This is a genomic window from Amycolatopsis sp. QT-25, assembly GCF_029369745.1.
Lineage (GTDB): Bacteria > Actinomycetota > Actinomycetes > Mycobacteriales > Pseudonocardiaceae > Amycolatopsis.
Genome location: NZ_CP120210.1, coordinates 6,856,786 through 6,876,069 on the forward strand (window position 1 = coordinate 6,856,786; position 19,284 = coordinate 6,876,069).

Sequence of the window (19,284 nt, forward strand, 5' to 3'; positions counted from 1 at the left end):
CGGAGAGTGACAGCAAAGGTCCCTCGCTGCGTTTTCGGCTCCTCGCGAAACGGCGCGCGCCCGGCCACCCGACGGGGCTACGTTGCCGTTCATGGGGAAATTCAAGTTCGGCGTGAACCTGTGGGGCGCCGAGAACCGCGAACACTGGGTCGCGAAGTGCCGCCGCGTCGAGGCCCTCGGATTCGATGTCCTCTCCGTGCCCGACCATCTCGGGCCAGGACGCAACGCGCCGTTCCCGGCGCTGACCATGGCCGCCGCCGTGACCCGACGGCCACGCGTCGGCACTCTCGTCACCAACATGGCCTTCTACAACGCCGCGCTCTTCGCACGCGAAGTCGTCACGACGGTGAAGATGACGGGCGACCGGCTGGACCTCGGCCTCGGCTCCGGTCATATGAAATCGGAATTCGACCGTGCCGGCCTGCCGTGGACTCCGGCGAAGGAACGGATCGAGTACCTCGCCCAAAGCCTGGACCACCTGCGCGAACACTTCGCTGAAGAAGAGATCACGCCCCCGCCGCTGCTCCTCGCGGGCAACAGCGATGGCGTGCTCTCCCTCGCCGCCCGCGAAGCCGACATCGCCGGCTTCGCGGGCCTTCGGCAAGCACCGGGAAAGCCGCCCGGCACCTTCCGACTCGACGACGCCGAGCGCATGGACGAACGCGTCGCCTTCTTCCGCTCGCACACGAACGGCCGGGCTCCCGAACTGAACATGCTCGTCCAGCGGGTCGTGGTCACGGACGACCGGCGCGCGGCCGCCGAGGCCTGGCGCGAAGAAGTCAAAGACCAGGACGGCCTCGACGTCGACGTCCTCCTCGAAACACCTCAACTGCTTTTCGGCACCGTCGCCGAAATCGTCCGCCAGCTCCAGGAGCGTCGCGAGCGGTACGGCTTCTCCTACATCACCGTGTTCGAACCGATGCTGGAAGCATTCGCGCCGGTCGTGAAGGAACTGTCCGGTCAGTAAGCGACGCAGAACCGCTGACGGCGGTGTTCCGGCTTGTCGATCTCGTCGACGAACGCGATCGCGTAATCGGTGCCGCCGATCTTCGAATTCCCGTTCTCGTCGGCGAGGAGCACGTCACCGCCGAGCCGGAACTCACCGGTCCGCTGGCCTTCGGCCCACGCGCCGAACTCCGCGGCCGGGCTGAGGTAGAACCAATCGACGTCCTCGGGAAGCTTCCGGAAAGCTTCCAGCACCTCGGCGTGCGCCCCGGCTTCACCCTTGTACTCGTCCGGGAACTCGGGGGTGTCGATCAGTCGCGGCCCGCCCTCGGCCACGCGCAGGCTGCCCGCCCCGCCGACCACGCCGATCCGCGCACCGTTGTCCTTCGCGATCTGCGCGATCGAGGGCACCGCGTCGAGCAGACCGCTCTGCCCGTGCACCGCGATGACCAAGACGTCGGCGCCCTTGGCGACATCGGCGAGGAAGGCCTCGTCGTAGAGTGACCCCGCCCGGGTCCCCTCGCCTTCGGCGTTCCTCGACACCGCCAGGACCTCGTAACCGCGGCCACGAGCCTCCTCCACGATCTTCCCGCCCGCGTATCCGGTTCCTCCGAAAACAACCAACTTCGCCATTCGCGTTCTCCCTTTTCCTCGGCGACCACGCCGATGCTAAGAACGCGAGTTCGGCTACTTCAACGTAGGCAACGCACCCCGAGGTGAGCGTGCAGGTCAACCGCCCAGCGTGGCGAACTCGGCCTTGAGCTTTTCGCGAACGCCGTTGACGTCGACCGGCACCCGGACTTCCCCGCGGGCCGACGGCTTCGCCTGGACTTGATAGCTGGCGTTCCGATTCGGCAGTTTGAACTTGACCTCACAGGTCATGCTCGTCGTCGTGTCCGGCGCCGCGTCGGCGGCCGCCGTGCAGGACTGCGCGCCGAGGGACTGCGCGGTGAAGTCGACGGTCAGCGTCAGGTGGACGGGCGTCCCGCTCGCCCCGCCGAGGACGGTGTTGGCGACATCGATGGTCGCCCGGCAGGTTCCGACGAAGTCCGCGCAGTCCAGCTTGTCGTTGACGACGCTGACGTTGACCTGGGTGAGCGCGTCGAACGGCTGCCCGATCCCGCCGACCGCGCCGTCCAGCTCGGTTTGGAGCTTTTTGAGCGCGTCCCCCGTGAGCGGCTCGACCCGCATCTCGGCACCGAGCGTCTTGCCGGCCGCCGCCGCGACGAGGGAAGGCGCGAAACCGACGACGCGGTGCGGCGCCGCGGCGGTCACCCGCAGTACCCCGAGCCCGCTCTCGACGTCGTAGACCTCGGTCCCGTCCGGCAACTTCGACCGGACCGGATCGGTCAGCGGGTCCATCCCGGCCACCGCGGTCCGGAGTGTCGACGCGGTTTTGCGCGGATTGAGCACCTCGACGACGTTCACCGGCAGGTCCGAGCTGTCCGTGCGCACCCAACCGGTGCCGTACAGGTCGCTGTTGCCGAGCCCGTGCGCCTTCCAGTACTCCGGCGTCGCCGAAACGTACAGCTGCTTGTCTGCCGAGATGACCTGGACGGCCTTGCCGTCGACCGGCAGCGCACCGTGCGCGCTGCCGTTGCGAGTGATCCGGAACTGCAGTTCGGCGGGTTGACCCGAAGCATCTTTGATTGTCGACTTGTAGACAACGGCCGGTGCTTGTTCCAGCGCCTTGAGCGCGCTCTCGACAGCGCCGCGCTGCTCAGCGCGCCGGTCGACCCGCTGTTGCTCGGCCGGCGAGATCCCCGCCGCGCCGTCGATCGCGACATCGCAACCGGCCACGAGGCAGCACAGGGCAGCGACCGCGCCGATCCTCGACCGTCGTACCGGCATTCCGCCCCCTTTGTCTCACGTGCGAGGAGATCACACCTTAGGAAAGGGCCACGCACCACCGCATTCGCGGGTTCCCGAAGCAGCTGTCACCGACTTGTCACCTGAACGAGCCACCCGGCGGGACCCCCGCGCGACCGGTTGGTCTACACTTTCCCGGTCTCGGCGAGGCGGGTTCCGTGAGCACCTGGTGCCCGACGTGATCGACGCGGCGGCTTGAGTGGCCACACGCGGTCGAGCACGCCTGTGGAATTCGCCGCCGAACACCAGAACCGCCCCGAACCATCCCCACCTCAGCATGATTTCGCTGAACATGTTGGTGAATTGAAGGAGTGCTACACCGTGTCCGAGGTACGCCTGTCCGTCGAGCCCCGCACCGAATTCGGCAAGGGTGCCGCGCGCCGCACGCGTCGCGCCGGCAAGATCCCCGCGGTGCTGTACGGGCACGGCTCGGAACCGCGCCACTACGCCCTGCCCGCCATCGAGTTCGCCCGTGTCGTGCGTGAGAACGGCAGCAACGCCGTCATCACCCTCGACCTCGAGGGCAAGAGCGAGCTGGCGCTGACGAAGACCATCGTCGTCCACCCGCTGAAGAACTACATCGAGCACGTCGACCTGCTGGTCGTCATCCGCGGCGAGAAGGTCACCGTCGACATCCCCGTCGTCGTCACCGGTACCCCCGGCCCGGGCACCCTGGTCACCACCGACCTCGACGCCCTCCAGATCGAGGTCGAGGCGCTGCACATCCCCGAGCAGGTCGAGGTCTCGGTCGAGGGCGTCGTCGCCGGCACCCAGATCAACGCCTCGGACGTGGTCCTGCCGAAGGGCGCCTCGCTGGTCACCGACCCCGATGCCCTGGTCGTCGCCGTGAACGAGGCGCCGTCCGAGTCCGCGCTCGAGGGCGACGAGGGTGCTGCCGAGGCGGCCGAGACTCCCGCCGAGGACGCCGAATAAAGTCACTGATGTGACCGAAGCAGTACTTCCCGGGGCCGGCGAGCAGATCCTGCTCGCCGGCCTCGGCAATCCCGGCCCCCAGTACGCGGGCAACAGGCACAACGTCGGCTTCATGGTGCTCGACGAGCTCGCCCACCGCGTCGGCGGCAAGTTCAAGGCCCACAAGAGCGGTGCCGAGATCCTCGAAGGACGGCTCGCTGGGCGGCGGGTGGTCTTGGCCAAGCCGCGCTCGTACATGAACCTTTCGGGCGGTCCCGTCGTGGGCGCGGCCCGGTTCTACAAGATCCCCCCGGCCGGTGTCGTGGTCGTCCACGATGAACTGGACGTCGACTTCGGCGCGCTGAAGCTGAAACTGGGTGGCGGCGACAACGGGCACAACGGTCTCCGCTCGATCACCAAATCTCTCGGCACGAAGGACTACTACCGTGTCCGTTTCGGTGTCGGCCGTCCGCCGGGACGGCAGGATCCGGCGGATTTCGTGCTGAAAGACTTCTCGACGGTCGAACGCAAAGAGCTCGCTTTCGAGATCGATCGTTGCGCCGACGCCGTCGAAGCACTTATCGGCACCGGACTCGTCGCGGCCCAGAACACCTTCCACGCTGGGTGAAACCGAGCACGTGGCGTTGTGTCACACCACATCACCCGAAGGCGTTCATCACGTCCCTGATCGAGTCGTGAGACAGCGCGAGCTCTTCCGGGGAACTCTCAAACCCGTTAGGACGGAATGCGGAGATCGCATTCCCCACCGAAACCGGAGAGAGTTTCATGTCGTTCACGGCCGAAGACATCACCGGCGCCACTTTCCCCAACGCCCCGATCGGGCGGCGCGGATACGCCAAACACGAGGTCGACGCGTTTCTGGAGCGGATCGCCGACACGATCTCGGACCGGGACGACCTGACGGCCGCCGAGGTTCACCACGTCATGTTCTCGCGCCCGCTGATCGGCAAGCGCGGCTACGACGAACGCGAAGTCGACGATTTCCTCGACACGGTCGAAGAGCAACTCGCTCACCGGACCGGCCAGCCCGTACTCAAGGTGCCCGGCGCGCGTGGAGAGGATGAGGCGACCGCCGAACGCGCCGTTCCGGAACGCGGCCTCGTCGAGTTCCTGCGGGAGCGCTAGTGCCCGTAACCGCATTCGAGGCCAGAACCCGGCAGTTCGACCGTGCGCCGATCGGCGCACGGGGCTATCACGAACCGGCGGTCGACGCGTTCCTCGAGCGGGTCGCGGCAACTCTCGACGGCGACGACGACCTGTCGGTTTCGGACGTCCACAACGTGGCGTTCGCCAAAGCGCCGCTTTCGAAACGAGGCTACGACCCGGCGGCCGTCGACGCGTTCCTCCGGGATATCGAAGGAACGCTGGCCGGACTGTCCCAGTCGGCCGACTACTACATCGCGCCCGCCTTGGAACACACCCACACCCGTAAGCCACCCTGGCGACGCCGCTGACCACCGGGAGATGCCACGAAAAGGCCGGGCCCGCGTCATCGGCGGGTCCGACCCTTTCGGGTCAGCCGGTCGCCGCGTTCTTGGCGATCTTGTCCGCGAACTGGGTGGCGGTCGCGGCCCGTTTCACCTTGCCCGAGGGCGTCTTGGGCAGGCTTCCCGCCGGCACCACCACGACCGCGAAGGGCCGCATGTCGACGGCACCGCGCACCTTGGCCGCGATCTCCTTCGCCAGCGCCTTCTCCGTTTCCGGGTCCCCGGCGAGCTTCGATTCGACGACGACGGCGAACCGCTCCCGGCGGCTGCCGGCGTCGATCCGCACGGCCACGGCGTTCCCCGCCCGGACCCCTTCGACCGAGGTCGCCGCCCGTTCGATGTCGGTCGGATACAGGTTCCGGCCGCCCATGATGATGACGTCCTTGCGACGGCCGCAGATCACGATCATGCCGTCGACCAGATAACCGAGGTCGCCGGTGAGCAGCCAGCCGTTCTCGCCCTGTGTCGCGAGCGGGCCTTCCATGGTCAGGTACCCCGGCGTCACGGCCTCGCCGCGCAGGCGGATCTCCCCGACCTCGCGCTCACCGAGCACGGTGCCCTTGTCGTCGACGATCTCGGCTTCGAGCCCGTCGAGCGGTGGCCCGAGCACCGCGAAAGAGCGGACCTCGTCGGTCCCGCGCCGTGGGTCGTCTTCGGGGACCGGCACCGCGCGGTTGTCCGCCTCGAGCGCGTCGGCTTCGATGACGTCCAGCGTCAAACCGGTGAACAAAGGCGCGAACGACACCGCGAGAGTCGCCTCCGCCATGCCATACGCGGGGAAAACGCATTCGGCGGGCATCTTGAACCGGGCCCCGGCCTCGACGAACGTCTGCACGGCCGTCTCGTCGATCGGCTCGGCGCCGTTCAACGCGATGCGCAGCTTCGAGAGATCGTAAGCGTTGTCGTCCTCGACACGGGCCATTCGCTTGCCCACGATCGCGTAGGCGAAGTTCGGCGCGGCCGTGGTCGTGCCGTTGTACTTGCTGATCAGCTGCGGCCAGATCAACGGTCCCGACAGGAACTCGAGCGGCGTGATCTTGACGAGTTCGACGCCGAACGTCATCGGGACCGTCAGGAAGCCGACCATTCCCATGTCGTGGAACGTGGGCAGCCACGAAACCATCACGTCGACGTCGAAATCGAACTCGGCGCGTTCGACCATCGCCTTGACGTTCGAGTACAGATTTCCGTAGGTGATTCGAACGGCCTTCGGGTCGGCTGTCGATCCACTGGTCAGCTGCAACAGTGCCGTGTCCGATTCGGCCGTCGGCACCGGCTCCGCCAGCGGTTCGGCTTCGAGCAGTTCGGTGATGACCTGGAACGCGATGCCGTGCTCGGTGAGTACCGGCGCCAGCTGGTCGAACGGCTCACCGAGCAGCACCAGGTCGGAGCCGATCATCCGCAGCACGCGAACGGTGTCCTCGGCCCATTCGGCGAGGTCGGTGCGCTGCGTGGGCTGGTGCAGCATCGTCACGCTGCCGCCCGCGAGCCATACCGCCTGGACCGTCGGCGCGATCAGCGACGGCGCCGCCGCCAGGACCGCCACCGCCTTGCCCGGCTCGAGCCCGGCCGTCACCAGACCCCCGGCGACCCGCTTGGCTTGCTCGTGAATCTCGGCCCACGTACGCCGAACCGGCTCCTTGGGCTCCCCGGTGACCATTCCCCGCTGCTGACCTCGCCCCGCCGCGGTGGCGACGAGCGTGTCCACGAACCGACTCATGCGCGTCACACTACTGTCCGCGCCGAAAGACGCGCTCGCCGTCGAGTGAACTCACTCCGCGGCTTCGGAGGTCTCCAGCCACTGGGCCTCGACCTCCTCCTTCTCCGTTTCGACGGCTTTGAGTTCGGTGTTCAGTTCGATGAGCTTCGTCGGGTCGGTGGCCGCGCCGAGCAGTGCCGCATGCAGCTTCTCTTCCTTCGCGTGCAGCTGGTCGAGCTTGCGTTCGAGACGGGACAGCTCCTTCTGCGCCGCACGCTGTTCCGCGGCGCTCTTCTTGGGCGCGGAGGCCTGCCCGTTGCCCTGCTTCCGACCGACACCGGCCTTTTCAAGGCTCTTGACGCGCCGGTCCAAGTACTCTTCGATCCCGCCCGGCAGATGCGTCACCTGCCCATCCCCGAACAAAGCGACGATCGTGTCGCAGACGCGTTCCACCAGGTACCGGTCGTGCGAAACGACGACGAGGCTGCCCGGCCACGAATCGAGCAGATCTTCCAGCTGTTGCAAAGTGTCGATATCGAGATCGTTCGTCGGTTCGTCGAGCAGCAGCACGTTGGGCTCGGCCATCAGAAGCCGGCACAGCTGGAGGCGGCGCCGTTCCCCACCGGAAAGGTCTTCGACCGGCGTCCACTGCCTCGACGCGGGGAACCCCAGCTTCTCGGCCAGCTGCGAAGCGGTGAGCTCCTGCTTGCCGAACACAACTCGCCCCGAGACTTCTTCGATCGCCTGCAGCACGCGCAGATCACCTGGCAGATCGTCGAGCTCCTGCCGCAGGTGCGCGAGGCTGACCGTCTTGCCTTGGACACGCCGCCCCGTTTCGGGGTCGGTGTCACCGCCGAGCAGCTTGAGCAGTGTCGTCTTGCCCGACCCGTTGACGCCGACCAGACCGATCCGGTCGCCCGGCCCGATCCGCCACGTGACGTGGTCGAGCAGGGTGCGGTCGCCGACGGTCAACGTGGCGTCCTCGATTTCCAGCACGGTCTTCCCCAGCCGGCGGCGGGCGAACGCCTGCAGCTCGACCGAATCCCGCGGCTCCGGCACGTCGGAGATCAAGGCCTCCGCCGCCTCGACACGGTAGCGCGGCTTCGACGTCCTGGCCTGCGGACCGCGACGCAGCCATGCGAGCTCTTTACGAGCCAGGTTCTGCCGCTTTTCCTCGGCCGTCGCCGCCAGCCTCGCCCGCTCGGCCCGCGCGAAGATCCAGTCCGCGTATCCGCCTTCGTACTGCTCGACGCGACCGTTGGCGACCTCCCAGGTCACACTCGCGACCGTGTCGAGGAACCACCGGTCGTGGGTGACGACCACGACCGCGATCTTGCGGTTGAGCAGGTGATCCGCGAGCCAGCGCACACCTTCCACGTCCAGGTGGTTGGTGGGCTCGTCGAGGACGACGAGATCCAGTTCACCGGTGAGGGCGGCCGCCAACGCCACGCGGCGCCGTTCGCCACCGGACAGGTTCGCCGTCGCCTTCTCGATTCCGAGAGCGGTGATGCCCAGACCGTCCATAATGGACCGGACTCGCGCGTCAGCGGCCCACTCGTGCTCCGCGCCGTAGCGCTCCAGTACGACATCTCCGACCGTGCTGCCGTCGGGAAGTTCGGTCCGCTGGGTGACCACGGCCATCCGCAGGCCACGGACTTGGCTGACGCGTCCCGTATCCGGCTCGGCGATCCCCGCGAGGACCTCCAGCAGCGTCGTCTTTCCGCCCCCGTTGAGACCGACGACACCGATACGCTGCCCCTCCGCCACACCGAGCGAAACACCGTCGAGCAGCGGGCGCACCCCGAAGGACTTGCTCACCGACTCCAGGTTGACCAAGTTGGCCATGCCTCAGCCGATCCTTTCCGAAAGCTTGCAACACAACGAATTAGTCGGTGTCCATTTCGGACACCCTCATGCGTGCACCCGAGGCGGCGACGGCCGCGGCGCGTCATCCCCGCCGACCAGCCGGGCCCCGGGAACCGGCCCGTGTGCGACACGCACCGTGCGACAGACCCCCGCACCGGACAGCTCCGCGGCGACCTCGACGGCGGACTGCGCGTCCGCGCACAGAAAGGCGCAGGTCGGCCCGGATCCGGACACGGTGCCGGCGAGCGCGCCCGCGTTGACCCCCGCCCGCAACGTACGCCGCAATCCCGGCCGCAACGAGACCGCCGCCGCCTGCAGGTCATTGCCGAGAAGCAACGCCAGCTGCCGCGGATCACCGGAGGCCAGCGCCTCGACCACCGGAGTGTGCGAACCGATCCGAGGCGGGCTGCCCTCTTCGCGCAACCTGTCCAGCTCGCCGAACACCCGCGGAGTCGAAAGACCACGCTGGTCGAACGCCAGAACCCAGTGGAACGTGTGCCTCGACAAGACCGGCACCAGCTGCTCACCTCGGCCGGTGCCCAGCGCCGTTCCGCCGTAGAGAGCGAAAGGAACATCGCTGCCGAGCTTCGCGGCGATACCCGCCAATTCGTCTCGGGAGATGTCGAGCTTCCAGAGCGACGCGAGGCCCACCAGGGTCGCGGCCGCGTCGGCGCTGCCACCGGCCATCCCACCCGCTACCGGGATGCCTTTGCGCAGCACCACTCGGACCTTGGGCTCGCCGTCCGCCTTGCCGACGTGGGCCGCCAATGCCTGCGCCGCCTTCCAGGCGAGGTTGTTGGCCCCTGTCGGCACTGCGCCTTCACCTTCGCCGTACACCTCGACGCCGGGATCTTCAGTGACCGCGACGGTCACCTCATCGGTCAGGGAAAGCGCCTGGAACACGGTCACCAACTCGTGGTAGCCGTCCGGGCGTACGTCACCGACCGACAGGTGCAGGTTGACCTTGGCGGGGACCCTGACGGTCACTGGGGGCGGTACGACGGCGAGCACCAGTCAAGACTACGTGGCCGCTCCCCTTGCGCTGTCAGCAGGAGAAAGGAGAACGGGACGAGTCAGACACGAAACGGGCCGTCCGGACAGGTTTCGTCCTGGGCGGCCCGTTCGCGGGGAAATCAGGCGGCGACGCCCTGCGGTCCGCGGACCGGGTGGGTCACATGGCCGCCGCGTTCGACGATCCAGGCGAGCGCGGCGTCCGCGCGCTCACCGCGCACACCGAGGCGGAACCGGCCGACCGGCGTGTCACCGATCCGGGTCAGGCCGCCGCCGATGGTGGCGAGTTCGACGTCGAAGCGACCGGCGGCTTCCGGCAGCAGCGCACCGACCGAAGCGAAGCCGATGAGCACGACGTCCACCGCTCGATCGTACTTCGACGCCTGCGCCCGTCCGGTCTCGATCGCGGGAAGCAGCGCCTGCGCGGTCCGGCTGTTCGGGTCGGAGACCAGGTCGAGCACGGTTCCCCGTTCGATGATCGCTCCGGCCTCGAGGACCGCGACGTCGTCGCAGACACGGCGGACCACGCCGGCGTCGGGAGTGGTGAGCAACACGGTGACCCCGAGCTCGGCACGCGCCCGGTCGAGCACGGTCAGGACCGCGCCGGACTCCTCGGGCTGCACACCCGCGGTCGGGTCGTCGGCCAGGAGCACGGACGGCCCGGCGGCGAGAGCCTTGGCGATGGCCACCCGGCGCAGCTGCCCCTCGGTCAGGTCGCCCGGCCGCTGGCCGGCCCTGGGACTGAGTCCGACCAGGTCGAGCAGGTTACCGACCCGGGTGCGGCGTTGCGGCCCGTCGAGGCCGAGCTGTTCGAGCGGCGAGGCGATGTTGCCGGCGATGGTGCGCTCGGCGAGCAATTCCGGTTTGGTGCTCACGACACCGACCTGACGGCGGATCTCGCGCAGCCGACGTCCGTCGAGGGTGCCGGTGTTGAGGCCGTCGAGCCGGACGACACCGCGGTCGGGGCGCTCCTGAAGGCCGATGCAACGAGCGAGGGTCGACTTGCCGGAGCCGGCCGGACCCACGACTCCGAAAAGCGAACCGGCTTGGATGTCCACGCTCACGTCGCGCAGGGCGACGACGGGATTTCCGTTGAGGGGAAAGGATTTGGACAGGTTTTCGACAGTGATCACGAAGGGCTCCATGCACATGGGGCGCTGCTTCTTTCGAGCGCGCCAACCGTCACCGAGTAGCCGTCCGGAACGGACGGATTCAGAGATAAGGGAAGAACTCAGGCAGTAACGGTGGAGCGTCGACACGCACTTACCGTGCGGCGACCTTCATCGACGACACGTCGCCTGGTCAGCAGGAGCGGGTGGGTGACCCTGTTCATTCGGCACAGCCTCCATCGGTCCTGGCTGTAGCACCTGCCCTGTGGAGGGTGGTTGCTGCGACGTCGGCGAGCCAGGTCTCTCAGTCGCTCGGGATGGCTCACTGAGTAAAACCGATCCCACTGGATGAAAGCAAGCACGTAGGCGCAGATCACACGTCTGGTCGCGTCCACAATACAGGAACAGTAGTTCATATCATGAGACGCAGAGAGGTGCTCCCGAACTATGGCAGGCGTGCTGCCTGCCAAGACGGCTTTGACTCGGGTAGATCGAGAAGAGGATTTACGCAGCCGTGCTTACCTTGACGAACCCGCGTCCACACCGTGCCGGCCACCCCGGCCGCGGTCGGTCAGACGGCCGCGGCGGCGATCCGAGCGAACTGGTGGACATCCAGCTGCTCGCCGCGGGTCTTGGGGTCGATCCCCGCCTTCTCGAGCAACTCCTCCGCGCGTTCGGCGGAACCGGCCCATGACGCCAATGCGGCACGCAAGGTCTTCCGCCGTTGCGAGAAGGCGGCGTCCACCACCGCGAACAGCCGCTGTCGGTCGACGGACCACACCACTTCACCCCGTTCGAACGCGACCAGGGCGGAGTCCACATTCGGAACCGGCCAGAACACGGTGCGAGGCACCGCGGCGACCTTCCGCGCCTTCCCGTACCACGCGAGTTTGACGCTGGGCACGCCGTAGGTCCGGCTCCCCGGGCCCGCCGCCATTCGGTCCGCGACCTCGGTCTGGACCATTACGAGGCCGCTGGTCAACGACGGCAGCTCGGCGAGCAGGTGAAGCACGACGGGGACCGCGACGTTGTACGGCAAGTTCGCGACGAGCGCGGTCGGCCGTGCGGGGAGATCGTCCGCTGTGATCCGTAAAGCGTCCGCGCCGACGACCTTCAGCCTTTCGGCCCCGCCTCGTTCGGCGACGGTGTTTGGCAGTCGCTTCGCCAACACGGGATCGATCTCCACCGCGACGACCTCGGCACCGGTCGCGAGCAGCCCGAGGGTCAGCGAGCCGAGGCCCGGCCCGACTTCCAGCACGACGTCCCCTTCGCCGATCCCGGAAAGGTCGACGATGCGGCGCACGGTGTTGGGATCGTGCACGAAGTTCTGGCCGAGCTTCTTGGTCGGACGTACGTCCAGCTCGGCCGCAAGCGCCCTGATCTCCGCAGGGCCGAGCAGTTCAGTCACCCGACGATCGTAGTCAGCCGCGGTAAGCCACGATTGGCCGGTGGACGACGTCGTACTCGAAGGTGAGAAAGTCCGGCTGCGCGACTGGGGGCCATCCGATCTCCGATCGCTCGAGGACCTGCTCGATCCCGCGCGGCCTTGGCACCAGACCAACGGGCCCTACTTCGGCGCCCCGACCGCGGCGGCCGCCGAAGCCACGGCGATCGAGCTCACCACAACCACAGCCGAACGGCCCGACCCCCGCGCCAGCCTCGCCGTGTGCGACCAGAGTGACGGCAAGTTGATCGGCCGAGTCAGCTGGTATTGGGAAAGCAGGCAGACCGACTGGCGGCGGATGGGACTGGTCATCTACGACGAGCGGTACTGGGGCGGCGGATTCGGCACCGAAGCCTTGGGACTGTGGACGACTTACCTGTTCTCCCGCACCGACGCACTGCGGCTCGACTTCGCGACGTACTCGGGCAATCCGGGAATGATCGCAGTCGGACGACGGCTGGGTTTCAGCGAAGAAGGCCGGTTCCGACGTGCTCGACGCTGGCCCGGCGGCGTGCACGACGCCGTCGTCTACGGGGTGCTCCGCGAGGAGTGGGAACAGCTGAACCTCTCAGGCAGGCGGCCGACGTGATCCCGCCTCCACCAACCTTGTGGGGTCTTCGAACTGACACGCGTCCCACTCCAGGGTGATACCCGCAGGTCGGCGCACCCGGAGGGTAATGATCATCCACCCGATCGATACCGTGCATTCGTTCGAATTTGCCTCGACAATCGAGGGATGACCAGTACAAACACTTCCCAGGCCTTCCCGCTCAACCTGCCGGAAGGCGACGCCGAACTGCTTCTCGACGAGTTGCAGACACGGCTACGCGAAGGGCGACGTCTGATCGCCGAAGTCGGCCAGATCCTGGCCGAGATCGAGTCACGCGGTGTCCGTGACCTTTACGGATACAACTCGATCGCCGTCTTCTACGAACATGTGGCTCGGGTGCCTCGAGCGGAGGCCCAGAAGGTGACCGCTCGAGCGCTCGCGCTCAACTCGAGACGGGCGCGCGACGGTACGTCGATCGACCCCGTCGCGCCTTTGACCGGTATCGCGGCCTCCGCCGGTGCGCTGGCCGAGGCCGGCATCGACCGGATCGTCACCGTCATGAAACGACTGCCCGACCACGTCACCGCAAGCACGCGGCATGAGGCCGAGAAGGGTCTCGTCGAGCTCGCCGGCGTCGCCAGACCGCGCGACGTCACGGTGGCGGGGACGGAGTTGCTCGCGCGCTTAGACCCGGACGGGAATCCCAAAGAGGATCCCGGTCCCAAGCTTCAGCGAAGCGAGTTCTGGTTGCGGCAGAAACGCACCGGTCGTTGGGATCTGCGTGGCAATCTCGATCCCGAGACAGGCGCCCGCCTGAACGCGCTCATGGTGCCGCGGGCGTATCCGGCTCCGAACGGAGAAGCCGACGACCGCACGCCTGCGGAGAGACGCGGTGACGCTCTCTCGGAGATCGTCGATCTCGCGGAAAGCAGCCCGGATATCCCGTTGCCTCGACAGACGTCGGAGCGGGTCACCGAGGAGTCTCCACTCGCGGAGCCGGTCGGGACACCCGCGAACCGTCCTAAACCGTCCCAGGCACGGTCTCAGGGCTTCCCAAGCCCACACCGTGGCGACGGAGCCGCGCGACCGGGTAATCCGGCCGAACGATCTCGGAACGTGGCCCATATACGGCCTTCGCGATGGTGGACACGGCTGTCGAGACCAAGATCCGGAGGCGCTACGCCGCCACAGGAGCCCTTAACGGCCTGAAGACCACCTTGCGGACGGAACCCACACGATGGCCTTCAGGAAAAGGGAACTATTCGGCGATCAGGCCTTCTTGCCACAGTGCGGCCAAGCGCCGTAGCCACCGCGGTCGTCGCGGAGCTTTTCGGCGACAGCGATCTGCTGGGCCTTGCTGGCCTGGTGCGGGTACGCGGCGTACTTATCGCCACCGTAGGCGTCCCAGGTGCTCTTGTTGAACTGGAGGCCACCGTAGTAGCCGTTGCCGGTGTTGGCGGACCAGTTGCCGGTCGACTCGCACTGCGCGATGCGGTCCCACGCGCCGGCGTCCCCGATGACCGGATCAGCGGGCTTCTTCGTACCGATCTTGACGATCTTGGGCTTGGCCTCGGTGAGGACCTCTTCCGAGACCTTCTCGCGGCCGACCTCTTTGCCGTTGCGGTTGGTGACCTTGTAGGTCACGGTCTTCTGGCCCGGGGTGCCCGGTTCTTCGACCTTGGTCTTGCCCTTTTCGAGCTCCGGGTCGTCGACCTTCTGCTCGGGCGGAGCGATTTCCTCGTTCTGCTTGACCATGGTGACACCGGTCCGGCTGATGTGGACCTCGGCGCCGTCGACCAGCTTGACGTCGAGGCCGCCGACGGCCTCGTCGTCCGGGCCGAGGGTCATCCGGAGCTCACCGAGGAATTCCTTGGTGGTGATCGAGTTGGTCTGAACCTTGCGCGGCTCGTTCGCGCCGTCGAAGACCGTGACGTTCTTGAGGGTCTTGACCTCCACGGTGGCGCCCTCGAGCGGCAGCTCACCGTTCTGCGGGAGCGACGTCCAGGTGCCTGCCTTGGCGAGATCGGCACGGCCAAGCTGGTTCAGCGCTTCGCCGAGGTTGGTCGCGCGGACCCAGGACTCCTGCTGCGGTGAGCCGTCGACGATCAGGTTGAGCTTGCGGCCGCGCTCCAGCTTGATGACACCGCCGTCGCCCACCTCGGCCTGAGGCGAGGGCGAGAGCGAGTCGTGCGCGCCGACCGAAAGGCCGGCGTCTTCGAGGACCTCACCGACCGTGTCGCCGAAGCTGTGGATGGTCTGCTGCTTACCGTCGATGTCGAGCGTGACGCTCTTGTTCATCGCCATCGCGGCCGCGCCGCCACCGCCGAGGGTGAGCAGCACCGCCATGACGGTTCCCTTGAGGAACCGCTTCTTCCAGACGCGGGTCGCGCTCGAAATGACCTCGTCCTTGGTCGCCGCCTTCATCGGCGCGCCCGCGGTGCGGTCTTCGGCCACCTCGTCCGGAATGACGATCGGCGGGAGCATGGTGGTCTCGGCGCTGATCAGGCGGATCAGCTCGTCGACGTCGACGTCGATCTCGGCCATCAAGGTGTCGGCGTCGGGGCCGAGCGCGGCCAGGACGTCCTGGTGCGTGATGCGCGGATCGTCGGAGTAGTCCAGCTCGCCGTACTGAGTGTCGCGGTCGAGCACGGCAACCGAACCGGCGGAAGCGAAGGTGTTCGTCTCTGCGCCGAGGCGCGAGCCATCCTGCCTACTGCTACCAGTCACTGGGTCGTTCCCTTTCCCAAGACGTCGAGGAGCTCGACAACCACTCCACTACGTCCTTCGTCTCGATGCGCACTTCGGCACACCTCTAGAAGTCCGACACCCGCAGCCAGCGCCATCGTCACGGTTCCAGGCCGTACCTCTCCTGGTTCCGCTTCCCCGACGTGCACTGACGTGACTGTGGGCGTAACAGCCGGAAACCGCATGAGCGGATACCGACCGGCACGATCACGGGACAGTAACGAACCTCGTCGGGTTGCGCAAACACCGCCCGGAGTGTCGTGACGTTGGTCACTCATCAGAGTGGACCATTGTTGATCACTGATGTCGCAATCCGTTCAACCGGTGGTGACTGTCGGCAAACCGAAGACCCGCTCAGCGGTCGTTCGCACCGATTCGGCCACCTCGTGCACCGCCTCGCCTCTGAGCGCGGCCAGGTGCCGGACCGTGTAGGCGGCGCAGTAGGGCTCGTTCGGTCGCCCACGGAAGGGATGCGGGGTCAGGAACGGCGCGTCCGTTTCGACGAGGTACCGGTCCGCCGGCACGATTCGTGCCGCCTCGTGGAGCCCGCGGGCGTTGCGGAAACTGACCGTTCCCGCGAACGAGAGGACATATCCCGCGTCGACGCACCGGCGCGCGATGTGCTCGTCCCCCGAGAAACAGTGGAAGACGACCTGGTCGGGCGCTCCCTCCTCCTCGAGGATCCGGAGCACGTCGTCGTGAGCGTCTCGATCGTGGATCATCAGCGGCTTGCCGATCCGCTTGGCAAGATCGATGTGCCATCGGAAGGCGTCCTGTTGAGCGTCGTGGGGCGAGTAGTCCCAGTAGTAGTCGAGGCCGGTCTCACCGACCGCGACCACTCTGGACTCCTTCGCGAGACTCTCCACTTCGGATTTCTCGGCCTCGCCGAATTCCTTGGTACGCGTGGGATGGATCGCCACGGCCGCCCAGACCCGGGTGTCCCAAGTGGACGCCTGCGCGGCCCAACGAGCGGAGGCGAGATCGTCCGCGACGGTGATCAACCGCGAAACACCGGCGCGTTCGGCGCGGTCGACCATGGCCGTCACATCTGCCGCGGTGACCGCGCCGCACGCGTCGAGGTGGGTATGCGCGTCCACCACCGATACCGGCAACCTGTCCGGGATCGGCGGTGGCTCCTTCTTCTCCGCACCCATCAGCTGATCATTTCGAGATCGGCGCCCACTCGGGCCCGGTCTCGCCGAGCTCCGGGTCCAGCTTGGCGAACAACGGCGTCGGCTTCTCGAGCGGCTTGCCGACTTCGATCGGCACGGACTTCCAGCGTGCCTGCTCTGCCTGGTAGTCCCCGGTGATGATGGGGTTGATCCGGCCGGGAATGTCGAGATCCTCGACTTCCTGCAGTTCGGGCTGGGCCGCCCAGACACCGCTGCCGCCGAGTGCCTCGTGCACCTTCTGCGCCGAGTGGGGCAGGAAAGGGGTCAGCAACGTGTTGGCGTCCGAGACGACTTGCAGGGCGGTGTGCAGGACACTGTCACGGCGAGCCGGATCGTCCTTGAGCTTCCAGGGTTCCTGGTCCGAGAGGTACCGGTTCGCGGCGGTGACGACACGCATGGCCTCGCTGGCCGCCGCCTTGAACCGGGACCGCTGGAGGTGGGCACCGGCGGTGTCGAACGCCTTGCGGGAGAGTTCCTTGAGCTCCTCGTCGGCGGCCGCGGGGGCGTCGGGACGCGGAATGGCTCCGACGTTCTTGTGGGCCATGGAGATGGACCGGTTGACGAGGTTGCCCCACTCGTTGGCCAGCTCGAAGTTGGTCCGTCGGACGAATTCGTCCCAGGTGAAGTCGGTGTCCTGGGTCTCGGGACCCGCGACCGAGATGAAGTACCGAAGCGTGTCCGGCCCGAAGTCGCGCAGGAAGTCGTGGACGTAGATGACGGTGCCGCGCGAGGTGGAGAACTTCGAGCCGCTCATCGTGAGGAACTCGCTGGACACGATCTCGTCCGGCAGATGCAGTTTGCCGTACTTGCCGGCCACACCGCCGCGATCACCCTCACCGTTGTGGCCGAAGAGCAGGGCGGGCCAGATCTGGGCGTGGAAGGTGATGTTGTCCTTGCCCATGAAGTAGTAGGAGCGCGCGTCCGGGTTGTTCCACCACTCCTGCCAGGCGTCCGGGTTGCCGGACCGGCGCGCCCACTCGACGCTCGCGGAGAAGTAGCCGATGACCGCGTCGAACCAGACGTAGAAGCGCTTGAGTGGCTGGTCGCGCCAGTCGTCCAGCGGAATCTTCACCCCCCAGTCGAGATCACGGGTGATCGGCCGCGGCCGCATGTCGTCGATCAGGTTCTTGGTGAAGTTGAGGACGTTCGGGCGCCAGTCGGTCTTGCTGGACAGCCACGTACCCAAGGTTTCGACGAACGCCGTCAGGTCGAGGAAGTAGTGCTCGGTTTCGACGAATTTCGGCGTTTCCCCGTTGATCCGCGACTTCGGGTTGATCAGCTCGGCGGCGTCGAGCTGGTTGCCGCAGTTGTCGCACTGGTCACCGCGCGCGCCGTCGTAACCGCAGATCGGGCAGGTGCCCTCGATGTACCGGTCGGGCAGGGTGCGGCCGGTCGAAGGGCTGATGGCGCCACGGGTCGTCTTGGGGACGACATAGCCGTTGCGGTGCAGCGCGAGGAAGATCTGCTGCGTGACGTCGGCGTGGTTGCCCGTGGTGGTGCGGGTGAACAGGTCGTAGGTGAGACCTAGCCCCTGCAGGTCCTGACCGATCTGACGGGTGTACTTGTCGGCCGTCTGCTGGGAGGTCATGCTTTCTTTGTCGGCCTGGACGGTGATCGGGGTGCCGTGTTCGTCGGTACCGGACACCATGAGCACCCGATTGCCGGCCATTCGCTGGTAGCGGGAGAAGACGTCGGACGGGACGCCGAATCCGGACACGTGGCCGATGTGGCGGGGGCCGTTGGCGTAGGGCCAGGCCACCGCAGTCAACACTGGGGTGCTCATGCTTGTTTAGCCTACGGACGTCGTCCAAGGCATTGTTGTCCGGGAGAGGATCGGAGGCCTCGGTGTCCGCCACGCGTCTGCTGGTGCTGGGTGTCGTGCGCATGTACGGGAAGGCCCACGGCTACCAGGTCCGGCGCGAACTTCTCTCGTGGGCGGCCGACAAGTGGGGCAATGTCCAGCCGGGTTCGATCTATCACGCGTTGAAGAAGATGACCTCCGAGGGTCTCCTGGCACAGGTCGAGGACGCTGAGGCGGGTAGCGGGCCCGATCGGACCGCGTACAGGTTGACCGAGGACGGCGAGACCGAATTCCTCGTGCAGCTCGGCAGAGCGCTGTCGAGCGACGACGCGACCGGGTACTCGCTGTCGGCGGCGGTCACGTTCATGCCGACGTTGCCCCGCGCACAGGTTCTGACTCTGCTGAAACTGCAGCTGGCGAATATGGAAGCGCACGCCCAGTCGACTCATTACGCCCGTGAGCATGCCGTCGATCTGGGAAAACCTCCTCATGTGAGCGAGCTGTACCGCTTGTGGAGCGCGCACGCGGAAGCGAACGTGACGTGGATGCGTGAGCTGATCGGCCGTCTCGAAGCCGGCGAGTACGTGATGGCGGGCGAAGGCGACGACGAACCGGTGTTCGGCGCACCGCCCAAGTAATCAAATTTGACTATG

General features: G+C 66.9%; 18 protein-coding genes and 1 riboswitch. Of the genes, 8 read left to right on the top strand and 10 right to left on the bottom strand.

From position 1 onward, the window contains the following. The first annotated feature begins 91 nt into the window (after positions 1 to 91). On the top strand, positions 92 to 967 hold the full coding sequence (locus P3102_RS31990) for a TIGR03621 family F420-dependent LLM class oxidoreductase (protein WP_276364267.1): 876 nt from the start codon (positions 92 to 94) through the stop codon (positions 965 to 967). On the opposite strand, the gene P3102_RS31995 is transcribed toward P3102_RS31990, so the two are convergent. Both P3102_RS31995 and P3102_RS32000 read right to left on the bottom strand, forming a co-directional pair. Continuing rightward, complete coding sequence (locus tag P3102_RS31995) at positions 961 to 1,578, bottom strand: NAD(P)H-binding protein (protein ID WP_276364269.1); 618 nt, start codon at positions 1,576 to 1,578, stop codon at positions 961 to 963. The genes P3102_RS31990 and P3102_RS31995 overlap by 7 nt on opposite strands. 96 nt (positions 1,579 to 1,674) lie before the next feature. Beyond that, a complete protein-coding gene (locus P3102_RS32000) occupies positions 1,675 to 2,796 on the bottom strand; it encodes a hypothetical protein (RefSeq protein ID WP_276364270.1) in 1,122 nt (373 codons plus the stop codon). A 339-nt stretch (positions 2,797 to 3,135) separates the two neighbouring features. On the opposite strand from P3102_RS32000, the gene P3102_RS32005 reads away from it, so the two are divergent. The 4 genes from P3102_RS32005 (at position 3,136) to P3102_RS32020 (ending at position 5,201) form a co-directional block, all read left to right on the top strand. Continuing rightward, positions 3,136 to 3,747, top strand: a complete 612-nt coding sequence (locus P3102_RS32005) for a 50S ribosomal protein L25/general stress protein Ctc (protein WP_276364272.1) — start codon at positions 3,136 to 3,138, stop codon at positions 3,745 to 3,747. A gap of 10 nt (positions 3,748 to 3,757) precedes the next feature. Further along, positions 3,758 to 4,354 carry an aminoacyl-tRNA hydrolase gene (pth, locus tag P3102_RS32010; protein ID WP_276364274.1) on the top strand — a complete coding sequence of 199 codons (597 nt, stop codon included), beginning with the start codon at positions 3,758 to 3,760 and terminating at the stop codon, positions 4,352 to 4,354. Positions 4,355 to 4,512: 158 nt separating this feature from the next. Next, entirely contained in the window at positions 4,513 to 4,872 is a 360-nt protein-coding gene (locus P3102_RS32015) for a DivIVA domain-containing protein (RefSeq protein ID WP_276364275.1), read from the top strand. Then, a complete protein-coding gene (locus P3102_RS32020; protein ID WP_276364277.1) occupies positions 4,872 to 5,201 on the top strand; it encodes a DivIVA domain-containing protein in 330 nt (109 codons plus the stop codon). The genes P3102_RS32015 and P3102_RS32020 overlap by 1 nt, the downstream gene beginning before the upstream one ends. A 61-nt stretch (positions 5,202 to 5,262) precedes the next feature. Here the strand turns inward: P3102_RS32020 and P3102_RS32025 are convergent, their stop codons facing one another. From P3102_RS32025 to rsmA, 5 genes are all read right to left on the bottom strand, one after another. Continuing rightward, the gene (locus P3102_RS32025) at positions 5,263 to 6,954 is read right to left on the bottom strand and encodes a fatty acyl-AMP ligase (RefSeq protein WP_276364279.1); all 1,692 of its coding nucleotides are present in this window, start codon (positions 6,952 to 6,954) and stop codon (positions 5,263 to 5,265) included. A 51-nt stretch (positions 6,955 to 7,005) separates the two neighbouring features. Next, positions 7,006 to 8,778: an ABC-F family ATP-binding cassette domain-containing protein gene (locus P3102_RS32030; protein WP_276364280.1), complete on the bottom strand. Its 1,773-nt coding sequence runs from the start codon at positions 8,776 to 8,778 to the stop codon at positions 7,006 to 7,008. Between the two features lie 66 nt (positions 8,779 to 8,844). Continuing rightward, positions 8,845 to 9,810, bottom strand: coding sequence for a 4-(cytidine 5'-diphospho)-2-C-methyl-D-erythritol kinase (locus P3102_RS32035; protein WP_276364281.1), 966 nt, complete (start codon positions 9,808 to 9,810; stop codon positions 8,845 to 8,847). A gap of 122 nt (positions 9,811 to 9,932) precedes the next feature. Continuing rightward, positions 9,933 to 10,943 carry an ATP-binding cassette domain-containing protein gene (locus P3102_RS32040; protein WP_276364283.1) on the bottom strand — a complete coding sequence of 337 codons (1,011 nt, stop codon included), beginning with the start codon at positions 10,941 to 10,943 and terminating at the stop codon, positions 9,933 to 9,935. 209 nt (positions 10,944 to 11,152) lie between these two features. After that, positions 11,153 to 11,243: riboswitch (SAM riboswitch) on the bottom strand. 247 nt (positions 11,244 to 11,490) lie between these two features. Next, positions 11,491 to 12,327, bottom strand: coding sequence for a 16S rRNA (adenine(1518)-N(6)/adenine(1519)-N(6))-dimethyltransferase RsmA (gene rsmA, locus P3102_RS32045; RefSeq protein WP_276364284.1), 837 nt, complete (start codon positions 12,325 to 12,327; stop codon positions 11,491 to 11,493). Between the two features lie 40 nt (positions 12,328 to 12,367). Here rsmA and P3102_RS32050 point away from each other — a divergent pair, with 40 nt between their 5' ends. Then, positions 12,368 to 12,952, top strand: coding sequence for a GNAT family protein (locus P3102_RS32050; RefSeq protein ID WP_276364286.1), 585 nt, complete (start codon positions 12,368 to 12,370; stop codon positions 12,950 to 12,952). A gap of 147 nt (positions 12,953 to 13,099) precedes the next feature. After that, entirely contained in the window at positions 13,100 to 14,122 is a 1,023-nt protein-coding gene (locus P3102_RS32055) for a DUF222 domain-containing protein (RefSeq protein ID WP_276364287.1), read from the top strand. A gap of 60 nt (positions 14,123 to 14,182) precedes the next feature. Here the strand turns inward: P3102_RS32055 and P3102_RS32060 are convergent, their stop codons facing one another. The 3 genes from P3102_RS32060 to metG form a co-directional block, all read right to left on the bottom strand. Then, positions 14,183 to 15,562 (bottom strand): resuscitation-promoting factor, encoded by a 1,380-nt coding sequence (locus P3102_RS32060; protein ID WP_276371454.1) that lies wholly within the window; start codon positions 15,560 to 15,562, stop codon positions 14,183 to 14,185. Between the two features lie 413 nt (positions 15,563 to 15,975). Continuing rightward, positions 15,976 to 16,812 carry a TatD family hydrolase gene (locus P3102_RS32065; protein WP_276364289.1) on the bottom strand — a complete coding sequence of 279 codons (837 nt, stop codon included), beginning with the start codon at positions 16,810 to 16,812 and terminating at the stop codon, positions 15,976 to 15,978. Between the two features lie 7 nt (positions 16,813 to 16,819). Beyond that, positions 16,820 to 18,613, bottom strand: a complete 1,794-nt coding sequence (gene metG, locus P3102_RS32070) for a methionine--tRNA ligase (protein ID WP_276364291.1) — start codon at positions 18,611 to 18,613, stop codon at positions 16,820 to 16,822. A 62-nt stretch (positions 18,614 to 18,675) separates the two neighbouring features. On the opposite strand from metG, the gene P3102_RS32075 reads away from it, so the two are divergent. Next, positions 18,676 to 19,269: a PadR family transcriptional regulator gene (locus P3102_RS32075; RefSeq protein WP_276364293.1), complete on the top strand. Its 594-nt coding sequence runs from the start codon at positions 18,676 to 18,678 to the stop codon at positions 19,267 to 19,269. Positions 19,270 to 19,284: the final 15 nt, after the last annotated feature.